The 20,305-nt window shown below is 59.0% G+C and carries 11 protein-coding genes; 1 reads left to right on the top strand and 10 read right to left on the bottom strand.

Annotated features, from left to right (window positions below; genetic code table 11):
* Position 1 precedes the first annotated feature (1 nt).
* The 4 genes from meaB to PYK22_RS00955 form a co-directional block, all read right to left on the bottom strand.
* Positions 2 to 946 carry a methylmalonyl Co-A mutase-associated GTPase MeaB gene (gene meaB, locus PYK22_RS00970; protein ID WP_211197574.1) on the bottom strand — a complete coding sequence of 315 codons (945 nt, stop codon included), beginning with the start codon at positions 944 to 946 and terminating at the stop codon, positions 2 to 4.
* A complete protein-coding gene (locus PYK22_RS00965) occupies positions 943 to 2,094 on the bottom strand; it encodes an acyl-CoA dehydrogenase (RefSeq protein WP_041973258.1) in 1,152 nt (383 codons plus the stop codon). The genes meaB and PYK22_RS00965 overlap by 4 nt, the downstream gene beginning before the upstream one ends.
* Before the next feature lie 150 nt (positions 2,095 to 2,244).
* Positions 2,245 to 2,622 (bottom strand): DUF488 domain-containing protein, encoded by a 378-nt coding sequence (locus PYK22_RS00960; protein ID WP_211197573.1) that lies wholly within the window; start codon positions 2,620 to 2,622, stop codon positions 2,245 to 2,247.
* 14 nt (positions 2,623 to 2,636) lie between these two features.
* On the bottom strand, positions 2,637 to 3,104 hold the full coding sequence (locus PYK22_RS00955) for a TlpA family protein disulfide reductase (protein WP_041973255.1): 468 nt from the start codon (positions 3,102 to 3,104) through the stop codon (positions 2,637 to 2,639).
* Between the two features lie 209 nt (positions 3,105 to 3,313).
* Here PYK22_RS00955 and PYK22_RS00950 point away from each other — a divergent pair, with 209 nt between their 5' ends.
* A complete protein-coding gene (locus PYK22_RS00950) occupies positions 3,314 to 4,513 on the top strand; it encodes a pyridoxal phosphate-dependent aminotransferase (protein WP_041973641.1) in 1,200 nt (399 codons plus the stop codon).
* A gap of 52 nt (positions 4,514 to 4,565) precedes the next feature.
* On the opposite strand, the gene PYK22_RS00945 is transcribed toward PYK22_RS00950, so the two are convergent.
* The 6 genes from PYK22_RS00945 to PYK22_RS00915 form a co-directional block, all read right to left on the bottom strand.
* Positions 4,566 to 5,666: a glycoside hydrolase family 88/105 protein gene (locus PYK22_RS00945; protein WP_041973252.1), complete on the bottom strand. Its 1,101-nt coding sequence runs from the start codon at positions 5,664 to 5,666 to the stop codon at positions 4,566 to 4,568.
* Between the two features lie 258 nt (positions 5,667 to 5,924).
* Positions 5,925 to 8,333 carry a glycoside hydrolase family 95 protein gene (locus PYK22_RS00935; protein ID WP_211197571.1) on the bottom strand — a complete coding sequence of 803 codons (2,409 nt, stop codon included), beginning with the start codon at positions 8,331 to 8,333 and terminating at the stop codon, positions 5,925 to 5,927.
* Positions 8,334 to 8,379: 46 nt separating this feature from the next.
* Positions 8,380 to 9,651 (bottom strand): oligogalacturonate lyase family protein, encoded by a 1,272-nt coding sequence (locus PYK22_RS00930; protein ID WP_041973247.1) that lies wholly within the window; start codon positions 9,649 to 9,651, stop codon positions 8,380 to 8,382.
* A 102-nt stretch (positions 9,652 to 9,753) separates the two neighbouring features.
* A complete protein-coding gene (locus PYK22_RS00925) occupies positions 9,754 to 11,931 on the bottom strand; it encodes a hypothetical protein (RefSeq protein ID WP_041973244.1) in 2,178 nt (725 codons plus the stop codon).
* Positions 11,932 to 12,006: 75 nt separating this feature from the next.
* Positions 12,007 to 15,999 carry an outer membrane beta-barrel protein gene (locus PYK22_RS00920; protein ID WP_041973241.1) on the bottom strand — a complete coding sequence of 1,331 codons (3,993 nt, stop codon included), beginning with the start codon at positions 15,997 to 15,999 and terminating at the stop codon, positions 12,007 to 12,009.
* A 458-nt stretch (positions 16,000 to 16,457) separates the two neighbouring features.
* Positions 16,458 to 19,991: a TonB-dependent receptor gene (locus tag PYK22_RS00915; RefSeq protein WP_083437485.1), complete on the bottom strand. Its 3,534-nt coding sequence runs from the start codon at positions 19,989 to 19,991 to the stop codon at positions 16,458 to 16,460.
* Between the last annotated feature and the right edge of the window lie 314 nt (positions 19,992 to 20,305).

Below are 20,305 nucleotides of genomic sequence, written 5' to 3'. Positions count from 1 at the left end.
CTCAAATCAAATCTCGCATCATCTCGTCCACAGCCGAGTACGGATCGCGCGTTTTATCCGCCACTTCGGCAGCCAACTCATTCAAACGCTCGACCGCTCCCGGCTCGTTTAGTGCGCGCGCAAGCAGGCGTTCGCGCAACAGATCCAAAATACGCCAACGCGCGATCGCCGCCCGACGCTCATTCCCTCGCCGTTCATTTCGCTGGAACTCGCGGAACCTTTCGATCGCCGCAGCCAATTCATCCACTCCTTTGTTCTCCGTCGCGACCGTTTTGACGATCGGCGGGTGCCATCCATCCTCGCGCGCGCTCAACGAGAGCAAAGCTTGGAGCTCCTTTTCCGTCCGAAGGACGCCGTCCCGATCGGCTTTGTTGATGACGAAGATGTCGCCGATCTCCATGATTCCGGCTTTGATCGCTTGCACATCATCGCCCATCCCAGGCACGAGCACGACGCAAGTGACATCAGCCGCTTTGACGATCTCTATCTCATCTTGACCGACGCCGACCGTTTCGACGATGACGCGCCCGAATCCAGCAGCGTCCAGTATCGTGACGGCATCGACGGTGGCCCGGGCGAGTCCGCCGAGCTGGCCGCGAGTCGCCATCGAACGGATGAAGATCCCAGGATCGAGCCCTAAACGGTTCATGCGAATCCGATCGCCCAAGATCGCTCCGCCCGAAAAAGGGCTCGATGGATCGACGGCGACGACTCCGACGCGCTCGCCGCGCTCGCGGTACAAGGCGGCGAGACGATCGACAAGCGACGATTTGCCCGCCCCGGGAGCGCCCGTTATCCCGATGACGAACGCACGGCCGGTATGCGGGAAAAGCGCCTTCATCAGATCGGCAGCGCCTTCCGCATCATCTTCGACCTTTGATATGGCGCGCGCGATGGCCCGCTCCTCACCGGCAAGGATTCGCTCGATGAAAGTCATCTCACTCATTCGCCCAACTCGCGGAGAAGCTGTCGCGCGATGATGATGCGTTGGATCTCAGACGTGCCTTCGCCGATGGTAAGGAGTTTCGCATCGCGCCAGCATTTTTCCGGCAGATAATCTTTCGTGTAACCGTATCCGCCATGGATCTGAATCGCCTCTTCGCAAACGCGCACGCACATTTCAGAAGCGAAGAGCTTCGCCATCGACGCCTGTTTGGTCACTGGCTGTCCGCGATCCTTCAAATAAGCTGCACGGTAGGTCAACAATCTGGCCGCCTCGATCGCCGTCGCCATGTCAGCGAGCTTGAATTGGATCGCTTGGAACTCCGCGATCGGACGCCCGAACTGCACGCGCTCTTTGGCATATCGGATGGCCGCTTCATAAGCCCCTTGCGCGATCCCGACGGCTAGAGCCGCTATCGAGATGCGCCCGCCGTCGAGCACCTGCATCGCGTTGATAAACCCCATGCCCTCTTCCCCCAAACGATTCTCATCAGGCACGAAACAATCCTCAAACACGACGCCAGCGGTCTCCGAAGCGCGCATCCCGAGCTTGTTCTCCTTCTTCGATGGCGAAAAACCTTTCATCCCTTTCTCGAAGATGAACGCCGTGATCCCTTTGCTCCCCTTAGAACGATCCGTGGAAGCGACCGCCACACAAGTATCCGCATGAATGGCATGTGTGATGAAGTTCTTCGAACCGTTGACCACCCAACCGCCATCCTTGCGCACGGCGACGGTGCGCGTGCCCGAAGCGTCCGATCCCGCGCTCGGCTCGGTTAATCCCCAAGCGCCAAGATGCCGACCTTGCGCGAGCGGGATCAAATACTTCCTCTTCTGCTCCTCGGTGCCGAACATGTAGATGTGATTCGAACAGAGCGAATTGTGCGCAGCGACCGATAGACCAATCGAACCATCGACGCGCCCCAACTCCTCGATGATTATCGCATACTCGATGTATCCCAGCCCCGCCCCGCCGTAATCCTCGGGGAAGATGATGCCCATCAAGCCCAACTCCGCAAGCTTCGGCAAAAGCTCGATGGGGAAATGCTGCGCTTCATCCCACTCGCGCGCGCGCGGCGCGATCTCCGCTTCCGCAAACTCGCGCACGCTCATCCGTATCTGTTTCTGATCCTCAGTCAGCTCGAAGTTCATTCTCGCCTTCAAATCACCTCGCGCGAAGAGATATAGACGATATTTATTCTACCTCAAACCGCGTTAATATACCCCTCAGCCGACTAAAAATCCCCTCGCCGAGACCGCGCCTAGACGTTCTGGCGGGCACAAAGATTGTAACGCACGCTCCTACTTTTTGAACCTCGCTTCGAGGAACTCTTTGAGGGCGATGGCGTTGTTGTGCTCGCGGTCGCGCGCGCTGTAGAGCAGCGTTACGCGCTCTCCGCGCCGGACGAGCTCCAGCAACTGCCGCCACGCTTCCGGGTGAGATTCCAATTCCGCGAAGTATCGTCGCCGGAATTCTGACCATTTCGCCGGATCATGCTTGAACCAGCGGCGCAACTCATCGCTCGGCGCGACATCCTTCAACCAAGCATCGATCCGCAGCGACTCCTTTTTGATCCCACGGGGCCACAATCGTTCGACGAGGAAACGCGCTCCATCCTCTGGCTCGCTCTCCTCATAAACTCGCTTGACGGCGATCTTTCCCGCCCCGCTCTTCATCATGATCTCAGCGCATTTCAGAAGACTTCACCTTGGCACTCCGGACACTGAATGGCCAGATAGCGTAACCAATCCTCGATCTCCGACGGCGCGAGAAAGTCATGCGCCTCCCTAGCTTCATGACGAAGCTGGACGCTTCCCCACCTATCGACGATCAAGATGGAAGGGATGCCGATCCGAGCCGCGCGTTTGAGTTGACCATCAGAGTCGAGCAACAAGGCGAACGGGATTTCAAGCCCCCCTGACCTTTCCGCAGAAACGATGACCACTCTGCCTTCCCATTCGGCGAATTCTCGCGCCCTGGCGGCAAGCTCTTCGAGATAGCGGCGACAGGCGGCGCATGAAAGGCCATGGATTGACGCGATGACCGAAGAGCATTTGCCATATGAGATAACCTCTTGCGGCTTACCGTCAATCAAAGACGGTAGGACCACCTGCCCCATTCGATCTGACGGATTGACGAGAGCCGACCTATCGCCGTTCATGGCCGTTTAGATCTCCATCATGATGATACTACCGCCACCGGCGGGATCCAACCGTTTTCATCCGTGGCGATGCGGAGCCGAACGCTCACATGTCTCCCGCGATCTTTAGGGCGCTCGCTTGTTGTTTTTCTCTCGCGTTATATGTTACACAAAGCGTTCGATCGCTGCGGCCAGCGATCTTCACTTCTAAGGGCATCGAGTTTTTGACGATGATCGCGCCATCGAGCAGAACTGACAACTTTCACTATGCTATACGCAACATCGTCCGTGCGGCGGAAGAGCACGAGCGGGCCGGACGACAAGTCATCTACCTGAACATCGGCGATCCGCAGATCTATGGGTTTCGTCCTCCAGAACATTTAATTGAGGCTGTCGCGCGGGCGCTTCATGACAGATTCACCGGATATGCCTCTTCGAAAGGACTTCTGGAGGCGCGCGAAGCGGTCGCCGCCTACGCGACCGGACTTGGAGCGCGCACGGAACCGGACCACGTCTTTATCACTTCGGGCGCTTCGGAAGCCGCCGATCTACTGCTCACGGCTCTCGTCAATCCGGGCGAAGAGGTCTTAATCCCAGCCCCCGGTTACCCTCTCTATCCAGCCATTCTCAACAAGCTCGGAGCCAGACCGATCAAGTACCGCTTGTATGAGGAGAACGGATGGCAACCATCATCCGACGAGATCGAAAGCCTGATCGGCGAGCGAACGCGCGCCATCGTGTTGATCAATCCGAGCAATCCGACAGGCGCGATCATTCCCGATGCGGTAGTGGCTCGACTGCTGGAGATCGCCGCGCGTCATAGGTTGCTCGTCATCGCCGATGAAGTCTATCGCGAATTATGCTTCGCGGATCGTCCCACCCCTGCGTCCGTTCTCGCAGAAGAGATCGGCATCCCGCTCGTCACGCTGGAAAGCCTCTCGAAGACCCATCTCGTGCCGGGCTGGCGCGTCGGATGGATGCGCTTCACACACGCGGGACGGCTTCAGGATCTGACGAACGCCATCTTGCGTTTGGCCGGCGGACGCCTATGCGCGCCGACGCCGACGCAATATGCCATTCGCCCCGCGCTTGAAGGCGACAGAAGCTTTCAGCTCGACTTCAGGCGCGAGTTGAGGCGCCGGCGCGATCTCGCCCTATCGCGCCTCAGCGAGATCCGGGGATTGTCATGCGTCCCACCGCAAGCCGCCTTCTACATGATGATCAAGGTTAAGGAGCTCGGCGGGCGAACTGACGAGAGATTCGTGCTCGATCTACTCAGATCGACCGACATGCTCGTCGTGCACGGTTCGGGATTCGGCGCCGATCCGCGTGAAGGCTATTTTCGCTTGGTCTACTTGCCCGACGAAAGAACGCTCGACCTCGTCTTCGATCGCCTGAAGAGCTTTATGATGAACTGGCGCGCGTCTTGACTCGCAAACGCGGCGCGATGGACGACGGCGGATCGAACTTTCGCGGCCAACGTTAATGTTCGAGCAAAGCGGCGGCGCTCCACAGGAGCGGCGCTTGACCATGCAGATCGCCCGTGCTGCGCGGACGGTCCAGATAATACTGGACCGAATAGCCTTTGTTGGTGCCGACGCACACATCGCGCAGATTGGCCTTTTCGTCTAACCTACTGACTAATCCCAGCCAAGCCTTACGCGCGGCTGGACCATAAGTCTTGGCGTCGAGCCAGCCGCGTTTAACGCCGGTCACCATCGCGAAGGTGAACATCCCCGTCCCAGAAGTCTCGGCCCACGCTTCCGGATGATCAATAAGCTGCCGCCACAATCCATCCTCGCCTTGATACTTGAGCAGCGTCGCCATCATCTTCCTGTAACCTTCCATGATCCGCTCACGCTTCGGATGGTTGCGCGGCAAGGAGATGAGCAGTTCCGTCATGCCGGCTGCGACCCACCCGTTGCCGCGACTCCAGAAGTAGGGCGAATCGGGAGCGTGGTAGAAGAGCCCGTTCGGCTGCTGTAACTTATCGAGATAGGCGACCATGGTTTGGGCCGCGCGCTCAAGGTAACGCGCATCGCCGGTTGCGCGATAAGCTTGCACCTGCACGGCGGTGATCATGTACATATCATCTATCCAGTAACGCGCTTCCGCCGTGATCCCGTCGGGCGTCGTCTTCTCCCACTGCCGATCGGCCAAACTCTTCCCGATCTCCAGGTAACGACGATCCTTGGTCTGCATGTAGATCTCCAGCGGCACGACGCCGAAGACGCGAAAATCAACGTGCGCTTCCGGCGAGATGCGCTTTGCTCCCTCAGGCGTCAAGAAACGATCGAACTTCGCGATCAGACGGCGCTGCAACTCGCGATCGCCCGTCAAGCGCGCCACGCGCAACGCGCCGTACCACGTGCAGACTTCAGGATAGATGACATAAGCGCGGCGCGGATTGGTTTCGAAATCGAATGGCCGTGCGAGAAAGTTTTCCGCCACGCGCCGGCCCACCTCGCGCGGCGAAGCTCCGGCGGGCCAGCGAGCGAAATAGTCTGACTGCGCTCTGACTTCCGCGATGCCCAAGACGATCAAGAGAAACACGAAAAGAGATCTTTCAAACGACGTCTTCATCTCTCTCCTCACTGAAACGAGTTGGCATATTGAAAATGTCCCGATTGGCCGCGCGCGAATGGATCGCATGCCGAGCTGGACCGGTGTCGGCGTCAAATTGGGCCGATTGGCCGCGCGCGAATGGATCGAACGTACGTCTCCAGTTCCTTGTATGCTGGCGCGCTCCCGATTGGCTGCGCGCGAATGGATGTGGCGTGAGCCGACGTTTCGCGCCGGAGCGCATCTGCTCGCGTTGAACGCTCCTCTCCTTGTCGGACATCAGCGCCCATCCCATTCGAAAGTTTCGCCGCGCTTCAGTTTGACTTCGCGCGTTACATCACCATAGCGCAAGCGGCACGGGTTGCCGTTCAGAGAGCGTATGCGAGCCGAAACCAGCTTCCCTTCTCGCCAAGCTATATCGACTTCGAACCCGCCGCGCGCGCGTAGCCCCATGACGCTGCCGCTCGGCCACTCCTTAGGCAACGCCGGCAACAGCTCGATCTCTCCGGCGTGGCTTTGGAGAAGCATCTCGGCGATCCCTGAAGTGCCGCCGAAGTTCCCGTCGATCTGAAAAGGCGGGTGCGCATCGAACATGTTCGGATAGGTGCGCCCCGGCGAGATCAACATCGTCAGGATCTTGTAGGCATGCTCGGCATCGTGCAATCGCGCCCACAAGTTCAACCGCCACGCCAATCCCCAACCCGTCGCTTCATCGCCGCGTATCTCCAAAGATCGACGCGCCGCCTGGGCCAACTCCGGCGTTCCGCGGACGGTGATCTGCGCGCTGGGGAAGAGTCCATAAAGATGCGAAACGTGACGATGATGGATCTCGGGCGCTTCCATGTCCCAATCTTCCAGCCACTCTTGAAGCTGTCCGGCTTTGCCTATCTGATTCGGCGCCAGACGCGCGCGCGCGGCGGCCAATTGTTGGCGAAAAGCGCGATCTACGCCGAGGATCTCCGCCGCGCGGATGGTGTTTGTAAAAAGATCTCGTATGATCTGATTGTCCATCGTCGGTCCAGCGACGATGCTCGTGCCGAAGGGATGCCTGTTCTCAGGCGAGAGCGACGGACAGGTGACGAGCCAACCATGTTTCGGCTCCTCGACCAACGTATCGAGGAAGAATTGAGCTGCGCCTTTCATCACCGGATAGACGCGCGCCAAGAAACTCCTGTCCCCGGTGAATTCGTAATGCTCCCAAAGATGCAAGCACAACCAGGCGCCGCCGGTCGGCCACATCCCCCATTGCGGACCATCCACCGGCGCCGTCGCGCGCCAAATATCCGTGTTGTGGTGGACCACCCAGCCGCGCGCCCCGTAGTGGATGCGGGCCGTGCGTGCGCCCGTTTCCGCAAGCTCCATGATCATCCGCACGAGCGGTTCGACCAACTCCGAAAGATTAGTCGGCTCGGCGGGCCAGTAGTTCATCTCCGTGTTGATGTTGATCGTGTATTTGCTCTCCCACGGAGGCGTCATGCTCTCGTTCCAGATGCCTTGAAGGTTGGCGGGTTGCGTTCCGGGGCGCGAACTCGAGATCAGAAGATAACGCCCGAACTGGAAGTAGAGCGCGGCTAGCTGCGGATCTCCGCCCCGCGCGAATCCTTCTATCCGCTCATCAGTCGGAAGGCGCATGGCTGCGCTCGTTCCGAGATCGAGGCGCACGCGCCGAAACAGTCGTTGATGTTCGGCGATATGGGCGCGCTCGATCTCGCTTAGCTCTTTCCGACTGACGGAGGCGATTTGCGCTTTCGCCAAAGCTTCAGGATCGCCGCCGACGTCCTTGTAGCTTCTGTAGCTCGTCGCGATGGCGATGAAGATCACGGCCTCGTCCGCGCCTTCGACGGCGATAGAATCTCGCGTCGCGACCAACCTCCCACCTCGCGTTTGAACGCGCGCGCGCGCTTGGAAGCGGACTTGTCCTTTGATCCCTTGCGCGTCTCCGCTCGTCCCGCTCATCACGAGCGTATCGGAGCCCTCGACGCCGATGGTCGCGCGTTGCGGCGTCTGCATACTCGCGTTGAAAGCGAGCCGTCCGGGCGCGCTCGCGCTCAGATGAACGACGATGACTTGATCCACGGGGCTGGCGAAGACTTCGCGCGCGAAGCGCACGCCATCCGCGACGTATTGAACGCGCGCGATCGCTTCGTCGAGATCGAGTTCGCGCCGGTAATCGGAGACGGCTGTGACCTTCGGGAAAGTGAGGATCAGATCGCCGACCGGTTGATAGGGCATCTGTTTGATCGGCTTGGCCATCATCTTCTCGCCGATGAGCCGATGCGCTTCCGTGTATTTCCCGGCGAAGATCAGACGACGCACTTCGGGCAGCGCCGCCAGCGCCTCAGGGTTGTTCGGATCATATGGCCCACCGGCCCAGAGCGTGTCTTCGTTGAGCTGCAACCGCTCGCGTTCGATCCCGCCGAAGACCATCGCGCCGAGCCGCCCGTTGCCGATGGGCAACGCTTCAACCCAACGTTTCGCCGGTCGCCTGTACCAGAGGCTCAACGGTTCGTCCGGCGGTTGAGATTCTTGGCGAAATTCCCCGACGAAAGTATCTGGACCAACCTCCGATCGCTGCGCAAAACTCGCCGAGATCAGGAGGAGCGAGGCGCAAACCGACCACGCCGCGACGCGAAACCATCGTCTCCAACTTCGCATCATCGCCTCTGACGGATCACGTTTCGTGCTCATGAGGTAGAACGTCTTTCGCCCGATCTTCTGGATGCGGCGAACGAAGTCAATTCGCACGCCGCGCTTGACCGCCGCTCTTTTGCACTTCGACCATGTAAACGTGCGTTGGCCCATGCATATTCGAGCGGAAGACGACCCATCGCCCATCGGGCGTGAACGTCACGTTTGGTTCAAGCCGGTAATCATGCTTCGAGAGATTGACCAGCCTCTCAGCTTGGAAGAGGCCCGGAGAGATCAGCCCGGCTTCGGGCAGCGCCCCTTCCGTACGATCAGGCACAGCTACCGGACGGAAGAGGTAGATCCACTGCCCATTCCCCGGCGCGGCGACGCTATTTGGTCCACCGCCATCCCCGGCAAACAGCTTCCCATCGGGCGAGATGTTATAATGCACGGACCACTCGCTGCGCTGCAAGTTGTACCACACGCGCTCGCCTGTTTCGATGTTGTAGCCTGCGACCCAGAAGACCAGACTACGCGGAGTCTGTAGATCGTACCAGATCCACTTGCCGTCGGCGCTGAAGAACTCGTGGCCAGCGATCTCCATCTTCATCGTGCGTTCGTGGATCTTTTTCAAGCCCGTGCCATCGGTGCGGATCGTCCAGATGCGATCCACCTTGTGCCACGGCCCTTCGTGGCAGAACATGAGCAGCGTCGGATCGGTCGGCGAAAACTGTATGTGGTTGAGCCAATCGGTGCTGCGCAACAGCGTCCTCATCTCGCCCGTTCGGGTATCTATGGTGAAAAGTTGCATCGGGATGCGCGCGGCAAGACGCCGCTCCATCATCTCGCCTTTGCCTGGATAGTTGTCTTGCGGCGCGGCGGCTGGTCCATTTGCGCCCGGTCTGGCGTCGAACGCGCCTTCGGTGATGGCCCCGGCGAGCAACGTCTCATCGGCGTTGACCGTTGAAACTGAAGCGCGCGGCGGAAGCTTGGCGACTTCACGCGTCGCGCGCGTTCGCGGATCGGTCGCGTAAACGACGTTGCCTCGCATGTAGTAGACGCTGCCGGTCTTCCTTCCGACCATGATGATGCGCACGCGCCCTTCGACGATCTTCTCGACAGCGCGCGTCTGAAGATCGACAGCGGCGATCCCCGTCGGCGTCGAGATGATCAACTTGCGGCCATCGGGCGTATAAGCGTTCTGGTGGAAGTAGAGGCTCTGACTGCCCGGCTCTTCCGACAAACGGATGACGCGATGGCCCGTGTCGGGATCGATCCACTCGCGCGGCGGCTCGACTTGCGCCCGAACGCACCTAGCGAAAATTAAAAGCGAGATGAGAGCCAAAGAATTTCGGGAAAGATCGGTCCGGTTTCTCATCGTCGTGACCTCCTAAACGGATGGAAGCTAATTCGAATCATCGCACTCCGCCGAAAGCTGTCGTTCATCGCGACCGTCCGCTCTCCACCACACAGAGCCGCTTCAGCGAAGCCATTCGGTTGGCAAATAGTCCGGTCCAACCGCGCTTTCGATCAACTGCTTCGATTTCTCGTAAAGCTCTTTCATCAACGGCACCGGGCTGCCGAGCGACGGTTTGATTCGCAACTGGCCCAAGGTCGTGTTATAGCAACTGAATTTCTGCGCCGGATCGTAACGGAAAAGGCGCTTCTCGTGCTCCATCACGGCATCGTAGGCGGCGGCGATGTATTTGAGCTGCTCGGGATCGGTCGTCAACATCGAAGCGAGATGGCGCAAGTAGCGATAGCGCCACAGACTCTCATCGAGGTAACGCGCGCAAATGGCATATTCCTTCAGCCAATCGAATCGCGTCCGCATCTCCGCATACTGTTCAGCACGCAAGTGGGGACGCGCGCGCTCCAACGCCGCGAACATTCGATCTATGCGGCGTAAGTTCTCCTCTTTCTCCGCGATGACGCGCTCGATGTTCTCTTTGGTCGGCTCAAGAAATCGCGCATATTCGGGCAGGTAGTAACGGTTCGTGTATTTGAGCAACGTCTCGCGTCGCTCGATGTTTTCGGCAAAAGATGAGTTAGTTTCCGACCCCATGCCGAGCGTCGAGAAGGTGCGATAGACGGCCTCTTCCGAAAGGCGCAGCGCTTCGATGACGTGCGGAACGGCGCGTTCGCCATAAATGGGGAGCGCCCAATCGGTCCAGATCTTTTCGACGTTGGCGTTGACGTTCCAAGAAAGCTCCCGCCAAGCGTACAGGTTCACGCTGTTCAAGATGTCATCGAAGACCGAATAGTTCGATTGTCGCGTGCCGCCCGGAAAGATGTTGACCCCGCCTTCGCCTCCCACCAACTCATGGACGCGGCGCATCGTGCGCGCAATGTAGTCCACGGTCGAAGCCGGAAAGTAGAAACGGCCGATGGTCTGACCGGAAATCTGGTATTCAGCGATCTCCGCGTGCGGTCTGGCTTGTCCGATCAGCGGACTGAAAGGAGCGTCAGGTTGACAATCGGCGTTGTAGACCTTCGTTTGAAGGATTATGTCGGGCGGCGTCTCGCGAATGACGCGCCCCCACAATTCGACGCCCGTGCCGCCGAAATGGCCGTAACCGGGCGCATGGACGAACTCGCCCCGCAACCAGTGCGGCACGCCCGAGGACCACGTGCGCACGACGAGCCTCTTCTTCAAAGGCCGCAAAGCCGCATCGTACTGCTTGACCGCTTCGTAAAGCTCATTCGGGAACTTGTTCAATCCATTATGACGGCAACGCTCATCCTGACAATAAAGGCCATAATGATCCCAGAAAGTCACGTAGAGACCATCGGCTCCGGTCTGCGCGATGAGGTCTTCGATGTATGCGCGCACGAGCTTCCATGTCAGCGGATCGGATGGGCACAAAGAGGCCTTCTCGAAAGAGGATGGCGCCGCGACGCCTCTGATCGAAGGGAACGCCTTCAAAGCCGCACGATAAAGCGCAGGCGACCAGCGGGCGAAATCGCTGCCGAAAAGAAAAGCATAGAAATCTACATCCGCATCGTGACACGCTCGCGCCAACTCCAGATTCTCCCGCATGCGCGCCGCACGCGCCGCCTCGAGCCTTTCTTTCTCTTGTGGGTCGAGGCGCGCATAAACTTCAGGCAAGGTCTCCCTGAGCGTGACGACGTGATCGTTCGGCTTTCCGATGATGACGTTGACGCCCAGTTCGGCGACATACTCGGCGACCGAGCGATTCTCATCATATTGTCCGGTGCGAATGGCGAATGAAGGTTCACGCACGAAGTCGCCCGCCGATATATCTTTCCAAAGTCGCCAATCCCCCGCCGCGTAAAGCAGCGAGCGGGGACGCGCCCCGCAGATGAGCGCGCCGCCATCCCGAAAAGCGATCATGTAACCGTCATACTTCAACGATCTGGCTTTCGGGCCAAGCTCTTTCAACTGGTCCGGAGAAAGATCCGCCGCGACCTCGAGCACGATCTCTCCGCGGCGCGGGAGCGCGCTCTGGTCCACGCTGACGATCTCTTCGGTCGAAAGCCCGAGCTTGCGCGCCAAGATCTCCGCCGCTGAGCGCACGGCGGGATGCGCATTACGGTCGAAGAGTATCCGCCGGTAGGAAGGTTGCGCCGAACTCGAAACGGCAATGAACGATGAAAAGAGGATCGCCCATAGAAAAAGGCGAGATGCGATCTTCATCGCATCTCGCCTAGCTCGATCCCTCCTCTCCCCAAGGCATGATCGCAAGATGCCCATCCTCACCTCGCCCCACGCTCAGAAGTAGATCTTAATACCAAATTGGATGTAACGCGGATTGCCGAGCTCGCGCAGCGTCCCGAAGTTTGGACTATAAGCCTTCCGCAAACGGAAGAGCTTGAAACCTTCAAGCGTGCTGATGTCGAACGAGTTCGGATCGCGCGTCGCGAACCCTTGCGGCAATCGGATGTGATAGTAATCGGGCGGTAACGCGCCGCTCGGCAAACGATTGCTCGTGATGAAGCTTTGAATGGTCGAGAAGAGCTGTGCGCCTGCCGGCGTCGAGCGCGCTGGCCTAGTTGAAGGCGAAAAAGCGACCCACGCATCGTACTCGGCAGCCGAAAGCGGCGTCTCATCCGGCATTCCCATGAAATCCAGATTGTTCAAACGGAAGACCGGATGGTTGAAGGCGTTGATCAGATCGACGCGGAACTGCACGCGCCGCCGTCCATCCTCTCCGATCCACGGGAGCGGGAAGTTCTTCTGGAATGAGAAGTCGAAGAACTGCTGCATCGGCCCACGAACATCGAGCGTGCGCGGCGCATTGCCGAGTTCCCCTTTCACCGGGCGCATGAAGGCCGCTGGATTGATGTACGGCTCGCAAGTCTGACCGACGCGACAGTTTGGAGACCAAAGCGGGTTTTTCAGCGGCACACCGGGAACGATGTCCGGACGGATCGTGTGCGTAATACCGCTCAAACCGTTCGCATCGACGATCGAAGGCACAAACGGCGTCCCACCCTGCAAGCGGAAGACGCCCGAGACGGTCCACCCGCCGAGCGTTCCCTCGACTAGCGGGTTGGCGTGCGCGAGGAACTGCCGTCCGCGCCCGAAAGGCAGATCGTAGATGAAAGTGGTATTGAAGTTGTGTTTGATGTCGAAGGTCGAAACGGCGCGATCCGCGCTGCGCGGGGCACCGAAGCTGACGTGCCCTTGAACGCTCGGCACCGCCAAGACGCGAGTGTCGGGACTGGCATCCGATGCGTCGTCTATCGACTTGCCATACGTGTAGTTGGCATTCAAAGTCAACCCGCGCGAGACGCGCCGCCGCACGCTGATATAGCCAGCATGATAGATGCTATTGGCCGAGGTATCATAGAACTCGAAGAGACGATCGAAGCCCAAATACCTCGAGCCCAGTGTCCCATTCGGGATCGAGAGAACGGCGCCATTCAACCCTCGACGGCCGAGCGGATCCGTGCGCGTGTTGTCGGGATTGATGTTGTTCGCATTGAGCAACTCGACGAAATCGAAATCGCGCGGATTGAGGTTTATGAGCGGCATGAAGAGATGCGTCCCTTTGCTTCCGACATAAGCGATCTCGACGACCAGATTGCGAATCGGCTCGTACTGCAAAGTCAAGTTCCAGTTCTGCACATAAGGAGTCTTGACATCTTTGGGAACGGCAAAGCCAGGGATGGCGAGGCTGTTGAGATAGATCAAGCCGTCAGGCGGGATGTTGAGCGCCGCTTCGGGCGAAACCGGGTTGTAAAGAGGCGGATTGCAACACATCCGCACGGGCTGCGTCGGATCGACCGCCCCAGTTGACCCGGTGGCCGTCGTGCTGATCGTGTTGGTCGCCCCGAAATCAGGATTAGGCAATCGATTGTTACCCGTCAGCGGAAGGTGCGAAAGACCATAACCGCCACGGATCACAAGCGAACGCCCTCTCATCCAACCGGGCACGCCCGGATTCCAAGCGAATCCAAAACGCGGCTCGAAATCGAGATAGTTGGGCGGGAAGATGTACTTCGAACGCCCGCCACGCCCGGCGAAAGCAAACGGCGGCACGAGCGCCGTCGTGAAGGTCCGCCCCGCAACCGTGATCGGAGTAGGCAACGGAAACTCTTTGGCGAGTTCCGGCAGGAAGACGCCCTGCAGGTTGTTCTTCTCCGTGCGCGGCAGTTGCAGCGAATATCGCAATCCCAAATTCAAAGTCAGATTGGGACGCACTTTCCAATCGTCTTGCACAAAGGCCGCCGCGCTGTTCCAACGGTAGTAGTATGGGATGAGCAATGGGCGCGCGAGCACCTGATTGGGAACGCCGAGCAGGAGACTGGCAAAGACGTTGCCGCCAGCGGTCGTGTTGGCTGTGCGGTTGCTGCTCGTGTTGACGACACGGAAATCCCAGCGCCCACCCGTCGCGCCGAAGAACGGGATAACGTTCAGCAGCGCATGCGATAGATCTACGCCGAATTTCCAGCTCATATTGCCGCGCGTCCAATAGATCGTGTCGTTGATGTTATAGCGTTCCTCGACGTTGAAGTTGTTGGTCGAACCCGATGAACCGATCGAGGCGAAAGCGTTGACGCCATCGGCGTTCGTGTTGAAGAGCGGGATGCCGCCCGCCGTCAAGCTCGGGATGCCGAGCTCGGTCGCGAGATTGCGCCCGCCTTTGATCGAAAACTCGGGCCAGAAATCTTCGCTGAAGACGCCGCGCGTATAACTCAGACGCAGATCGTTGACCACTCGCGGCGAGAAAGTGTGATTGTCGCCGATGACGATCTGCTTGGCGTCGCTGTAAACGCCCGTGTTACCGTTCACGTCGCTGCCGAACCCTCTCAAACCGATGGCTGGCGTCACGGTCAATCGGAAGTTGGCGCGATTGCTCGCTGTGAAGTTGTGGTCCAAACGTAACGTATAGCGCGTCTCGTCCTGTCGAACGAAACGGTTGACGATGTAGTTGGCAAGCTGCCCGCTGTTGTTGATGAAATAGCTGCCAGCATGCGGCAGATACTGCAAGGCCTTCAACGCCGTCGGATCCAAATACTCTGGCGGGATGACGTTCAAACGCCCGTTGTAGCTGAATTGCGGATAGGTCTGGCCCGACTGCAAGATGATCGGCGTCAAACGGCGCGTCACCGGATCCAAATTGAACTGCCGGTAGATGGCCGGATTCGGATCTATGATTTGATTTTGAATCTGCGGAAACTGAGCCACCACATCCTTCGGCGCCCAACCGTTGCTCAAGCGCACCAGATTGCTGAAATCGCCGGCGCGCATCGCGTCGGTCGGCAAAAGCGCGTCGGTCACGACGAAATCGCGTCGCCACCGCGGCTCATACGCGAAGAAGAAGAAGGTGCGATTGTGTCCGTCATACCAGAAAGGCCCGCCTTCGCCAAAGCGCGGCAAATAGACCGGCCCACCGACCGTGACCGAGACTTGATTGTAGCGCAGGTTGTTCGGCGGACGGACGCTCCCTTGTGTCCAGACGCGCGCGTTGGTCGCCGGATTGCGCGTGTACCAGAGCGCCACGCCATTGAATCTGTTCGTCCCCGACTTGGTCGTCGCGTTGATCACGCCGCCGCCCGTGCTGCCGAAAGAAGCATCGTAAGCCGAGGTCTGCACCGTGAATTCTTGTACTGTCTCCGGCGTGAAACTCACCACGGCGCGCGCGATGCCGACGCCCGTGTTGTTGACGCCATCGGCTAAGATCACGGTGCTGCCGGGCCGCCCGCCGTTCAAACTCAAATTGAATCCGGGGACAGGCTGCCCCGATGTCACTGTCGGATCCTCGCTACCGGCATCGCCCGAGACGTTCGGCAACGTCACGGCCAGATCCAATACGCTCCGGTTGTTAAGCGGGATGTCCTGAATCTCACGCTCGATCACCGTCTGACTCGTCGTCCCGGATTCGACGTTGATGAGCGGCGCATCGGAAACGACCGTCACCTGCTCGCCGAGGCCGCCTAGCTCCAATGTCACGTTAACGGTCGTCGTGACCGCCGTGTCGACCTTCACACGCTCGACGACCGCCCTTTTGAAGCCAGCGGCCTCGACCGTTACGCTATAGGTGACCGGATCGAGATTCGACACCGAATAGGCGCCGCTCTCCGAAGTCGTCACCTGTATGCTTTGATTCGTGCCGAGATTGGTGATCGTCACCGTCGCGCCAGCGACCGCCGCACCATTGGGATCGAAGACCGTCCCGCTGATGCCACCTTTGTTGGTCTGCGCGAACGCGGCGCAAACCGAGAAGACCATAGCGATGAACACTCGCGTCAGGCGCATGTGTCTACTCCTCCTTAAGATTCGTTTCACGGACGCTCCAGCCTCGATCCGTGTGACTCCCTCGCTGGCCCAGTGAGATCCGCACGATAAACTCACCGCCGCAAGACGAACGCGCGCACTCCCAGCGCCGAAAATCGCGGCGCTGGCGAACAGATCGCCCACCGATCGTCTTGCGTTCGTCAGCGAAGCGGACGTTCCCAGCCGTGCAGACGCAAACTCTTCTTCGTCGGGCTCGACGCCTTTTTTTGCGAGATGAACCGCGCGCCGGTGCGGCGCAGAGCGAAGCGGATTATATCACCTTTTTTTAAGAATGCAAGATCATAATATGATCTTTTGAATTGCCGGAGGCGCGCGATTCGCCGCCCGCTGACGGAATCCTCTGAGGATGCGGCTCGGAGAGACGAAAAGAGGGGGCGGAAGACCTTCCGCCCCCTCTCATCCGACCTTTCGGCCCGAGCCTAAAAGAGGAATTTGATCCCGAGCTGAACGCGCCGCGCGTAATTGTTCTGGTTCGAGGCCGAGATTTGGCCGAAGGTCGGCGAGGTCGGATTGACGACCGGCCCCGGGAAGAGCGGTTCGTTGAAGGCGTTGATCGCCTCGAACCGCAACTGCAAACGCATCTCCTCGCGGAAGAAGATATCCTTGAGCAAAGAGAGATCGACGTTGTTGATCGGATCGACGCGCACATCGCTGAAGCGGAAAGGCAATGTCCGCAGGTGCGAAACGGGCGTCGCGGCGTTCGAGCTGGCGTTCAACACCGAGGTGAAGGCATCCGTGTTGAACCAACGACTGACCGTCGGATGGTCGATGGAGATTTTGCCGCCGTTGTAAAAGGCGTCGTTCGAGAAATTGACCGGGAATCCGCTCTGGTAGGTATAGACGCCCTGCAGTTGCCATCCGCCGACGAGCGCGTTCAGCAGCCAGTTCGGTTCCGAAAGGAACCGTCGCCCTTTGCCGAAAGGCGGCGAGTAGATCCAGCTCACCGACAATCGATGCGGCGCATCCTGATCCGAGATCATCTTCGTCGGTTTTGGATCGCCCGCGTTCAAGTACTCGGTCGCCTGCAGCCACTTCGAGAAGGTGTAGCTCAGCTGCACCGTGTAGCCTTGCGAGAAGCGCTTCTGCAAGGAGAACTGGCCGGCGTTGTACCAAGACTTCCCGTCATTGTTCGTCGTCGTGATGTCGCCGAACTGCGGGTAAGGCCGCAGCAACTGCGAGCGCGCGATCGTCGCATTGAAGAGCGACGTCCCTTGGAACTCCGGCAAGCCGGCAAACGGGTTCGGCACCTGCGCCGTCAAGAACGAGTTCGTGCTGTTCATCGCCGCGCTGCGGAAGTTGTCCGTATTCAAGTACTGATTGGGCAGCGCGTTGATGTTGCGCGAGATTTCGATGTCATAGCCGTAGTTGCCGACATAGACGGCCTCGGCGACGAAACCGCCAGGCAACTCACGCTGAATGCCGATCTGCCAACGCGCTTGCTTCGAGACTTTCGGATGCTGATTGAAGAACGAGATGCTGGTTCCCAAGCCGGTCTGGCGCCCCAAGGCGTTGCCGACCGGTTCGAGGATCGTGATGTTAGCAAACGGCGCGGACATCGAATAGGGGATCGGCGCGCCGTTGGCATTCACGGTCAAAGGCATGACGGTCGTGCGCGTGTAACCGGGCTGGATCACGTCGCCGCGCCTTTGGCCGAGGAAGCCGGCGAAGAGGCCGAATCCGCCGCGCAGGACGGTCTTATCGTTCAACTGATAGGCGAAACCGAGTCGCGGCAGGAACGTGTCTTTCGGCGTCTCGTAAAGACCGCTTCCCGTATCTTTGCCGGCGAAGAGCAATCCGCCTCGGACGTTGAAGTTATTCGGATCGATCCCCTGCACGGGATTGGCGGCCAGTCTGGCCCGGGCGATCGCCTCGACCGGCTGCACGTAATTGAAATCGAACCCCGAAACGCTCTTGTTGTTTCGCTCGACGAGCGGCGTCTCCACTTCATAACGCAAGCCGAGGTTCAGCGTCAGACGGCTATTGACGCGCCAATCGTCTTGGACGAAGAAGCCCCACGTCTTCGAGTACTCGGAATAATCGGCGCGCCGAACGATCTGCATCGTCGTCGGCAAACCCAGAAGGAATGCGGCGAAGGCTTGCAGCCCGTTCCAGTCCGTGCCGCTCGCGCTGTTCTGTCGCGTGTAGGTGTTGTCGAAGATGAACTGCCCTGTCTGGTCATTGCTCGTAAAGCGCGAGTCCTCGCGATAGATGCGCAACTCGCCGCCGAATTTCACCGAATGTGTGGTGATCGTCTTGTTCAAGATGGCCGAGAAAGAGTGGATGTCGTTCGGCCTGAACTCGTTCGAAAACCCCGTCCCCAAGATCGTGTTCGCTGGGAAATCGAAGCGCGGGAACCGTCGGACATCAGCAGGCACGAGGTTGTTGTAATAGGCTGGGAATCCGAGCAACGTCAGATCGAATCCGCGCGCATCCTCTTCTTGATCTTGCCAACGGATGAAGCGATTGTAGCCGTATCGCACGTTCAACACGGTCGTCGCATTGAACGCATGTACGTCATCGATCACCCCTTGGCGCGAGATGAATTTGAAGTTCACGCCGGTCGCCGGCGTCCCCATGTAATCGTTGTAGTGGCTGTCGCGGTTATACCAACTGCCGCGCACGAAGAGCCGATTCTTGCTGTTGACCACCTGGTCCACACGGAAGGTGAAGTTATCGTAAGGATCGGTCTTTTCGGTCAACGTGGAATCGAAGATGTTGCCGAGAAGCCCCGGTTGCTTGGGAAGCGAGTAGTATTTCAAGATCGCCTTCGCCACCGGGCTGATCAGGTTCTGCGGGATGATGTTCCCCGGGAACGGATCGGCGATGTACTGACCTGGCGCGTTCGGGTTCGGACGCCGCGTGTACGGGTTGTAGATCGTGATGTTGCTCGCGTAAGCCGAGAAGTCTCCGTTACGCAAGGCCTCGGTCGGAACGAAGGTGTTCGCGCCGGCATCGAAACGCGGGCGCGAATCCCTGATCCCCTCGTAACCGAAGAGGAAGAAGGTTCGATCGCGACCGTTATAGAGCCACGGGAGATAGACCGGACCGTTGACGTTTCCGCCGAAACGGTTCGAGTACGTGTAGGGCCGCGCTTGGCCGCGCGAATTGCCGAAAAAGTCGTTCGCCGCCAATCCTCCCGGTTCCGTCCAATAGTAGATCGAACCGTGAAGCTGGTTGGTGCCCGATTTGATGCTGATGCTGGTGACGCCGCCTTCGGTGTTGCCGAACTGCGCATCGAAGGTCGCCGTCTGCACCTTGAACTCCTGGATGATGTCGGTCGGCGGGACATACGAGGCGATGACCTCGTTGGCATTGGCCGTCGCCGTGCTCGGCGCGCCGTCGATCGTCAAATCGCTGCGGTTGCCGCGCGTCCCATCGATCGCGTAGCCGACGATGTGTGTCGGCTCAAACGGGCGATCGAGCCGCGCGCTGCCCGTGAACGAAACGCCGGGCGATAGACTGATCAACGTATACGGATCGCCGTGGACCAAAGGCAGCTCCGAGATCCGCTTCCGATCGACCGTCTGACTCAAATCGGATTTGGCCGTCTCGAGAGGTGGATTATCGGTCGTGACGTTGACCACCTCTTGCGTCCCTCCGACTTCGAGCGTCACGTCCTGTTCGATCGTCTGCCCGATCTGCAACACGACGTTGCTCTGCATGTACTTTTTAAACCCGGAGCTCTCGACCGTGATCCGGTACGTTCCGGGCAGAAGATAGGTCGCCTGATAGAAGCCTTCGCCGTTCGTCGTCAACGTGATCGAGGTTCCGCGGGCCAGATCCGTTACGGTGACAACGGCACCTGGCACCGCCGCTCCGTTCTGATCCGTCACCGTGCCACGGATTGTGCCGCGCGTCTCTTGAGCAGCCGCTTTGAGCGGACAACAGAGGATGACCGCGGCGACGAGCGCGATGACGAGCGCGTTCACCGGTTTACAGATTAACAGTCTCATCTTCTCCTCCTAAAAACTCGCATGCTTTGCCCCTTGATTCGAACCAATGCAGGAAGGTACGCTGCCTCGTGGCCAGATCGCACGACGGGCGAAAGCCAGCGCTTCGCTTCCACCCATGGCTGTCGCATTAAAATCTTTCGCGAGGCCCAAAACGCAATCTCGCCTTCGGGTCTATGTTAGGCGTTTGAACAAAAATGGCCCTTCGACTCGCCCGATGGGCGCCCATTTTGCGTCAATGGCCCGCGGCTGTCAAGATCTTTTCTCAAACCAATAGATCGGATCACACTCAAATGGTTCAACCAACATACAAATCA

The organism is Pyrinomonas methylaliphatogenes, from assembly GCF_000820845.2.
Taxonomy (GTDB): domain Bacteria; phylum Acidobacteriota; class Blastocatellia; order Pyrinomonadales; family Pyrinomonadaceae; genus Pyrinomonas; species Pyrinomonas methylaliphatogenes.
This window is presented reverse-complemented; position numbering and strand designations above follow the sequence as displayed.

Excerpts from the sequence above, each read along its gene's own strand:
- PYK22_RS00960 (WP_211197573.1), bottom strand. The coding sequence starts at position 2,622 with ATGATGAAGAGCGGGGCGGGAAAGATCGCCGTCAAGCGAGTTTATGAG.
- PYK22_RS00920 (WP_041973241.1), bottom strand. The coding sequence starts at position 15,999 with ATGCGCCTGACGCGAGTGTTCATCGCTATGGTCTTCTCGGTTTGCGCC.
- PYK22_RS00955 (WP_041973255.1), bottom strand. The coding sequence starts at position 3,104 with ATGAACGGCGATAGGTCGGCTCTCGTCAATCCGTCAGATCGAATGGGG.
- PYK22_RS00925 (WP_041973244.1), bottom strand. The coding sequence starts at position 11,931 with ATGAAGATCGCATCTCGCCTTTTTCTATGGGCGATCCTCTTTTCATCG.
- PYK22_RS00965 (WP_041973258.1), bottom strand. The coding sequence starts at position 2,094 with ATGAACTTCGAGCTGACTGAGGATCAGAAACAGATACGGATGAGCGTG.
- PYK22_RS00945 (WP_041973252.1), bottom strand. The coding sequence starts at position 5,666 with ATGAAGACGTCGTTTGAAAGATCTCTTTTCGTGTTTCTCTTGATCGTC.
- PYK22_RS00930 (WP_041973247.1), bottom strand. The coding sequence starts at position 9,651 with ATGAGAAACCGGACCGATCTTTCCCGAAATTCTTTGGCTCTCATCTCG.
- PYK22_RS00950 (WP_041973641.1), top strand. The coding sequence starts at position 3,314 with ATGATCGCGCCATCGAGCAGAACTGACAACTTTCACTATGCTATACGC.
- PYK22_RS00935 (WP_211197571.1), bottom strand. The coding sequence starts at position 8,333 with ATGAGCACGAAACGTGATCCGTCAGAGGCGATGATGCGAAGTTGGAGA.
- PYK22_RS00915 (WP_083437485.1), bottom strand. The coding sequence starts at position 19,991 with ATGAGACTGTTAATCTGTAAACCGGTGAACGCGCTCGTCATCGCGCTC.
- meaB (WP_211197574.1), bottom strand. The coding sequence starts at position 946 with ATGAGTGAGATGACTTTCATCGAGCGAATCCTTGCCGGTGAGGAGCGG.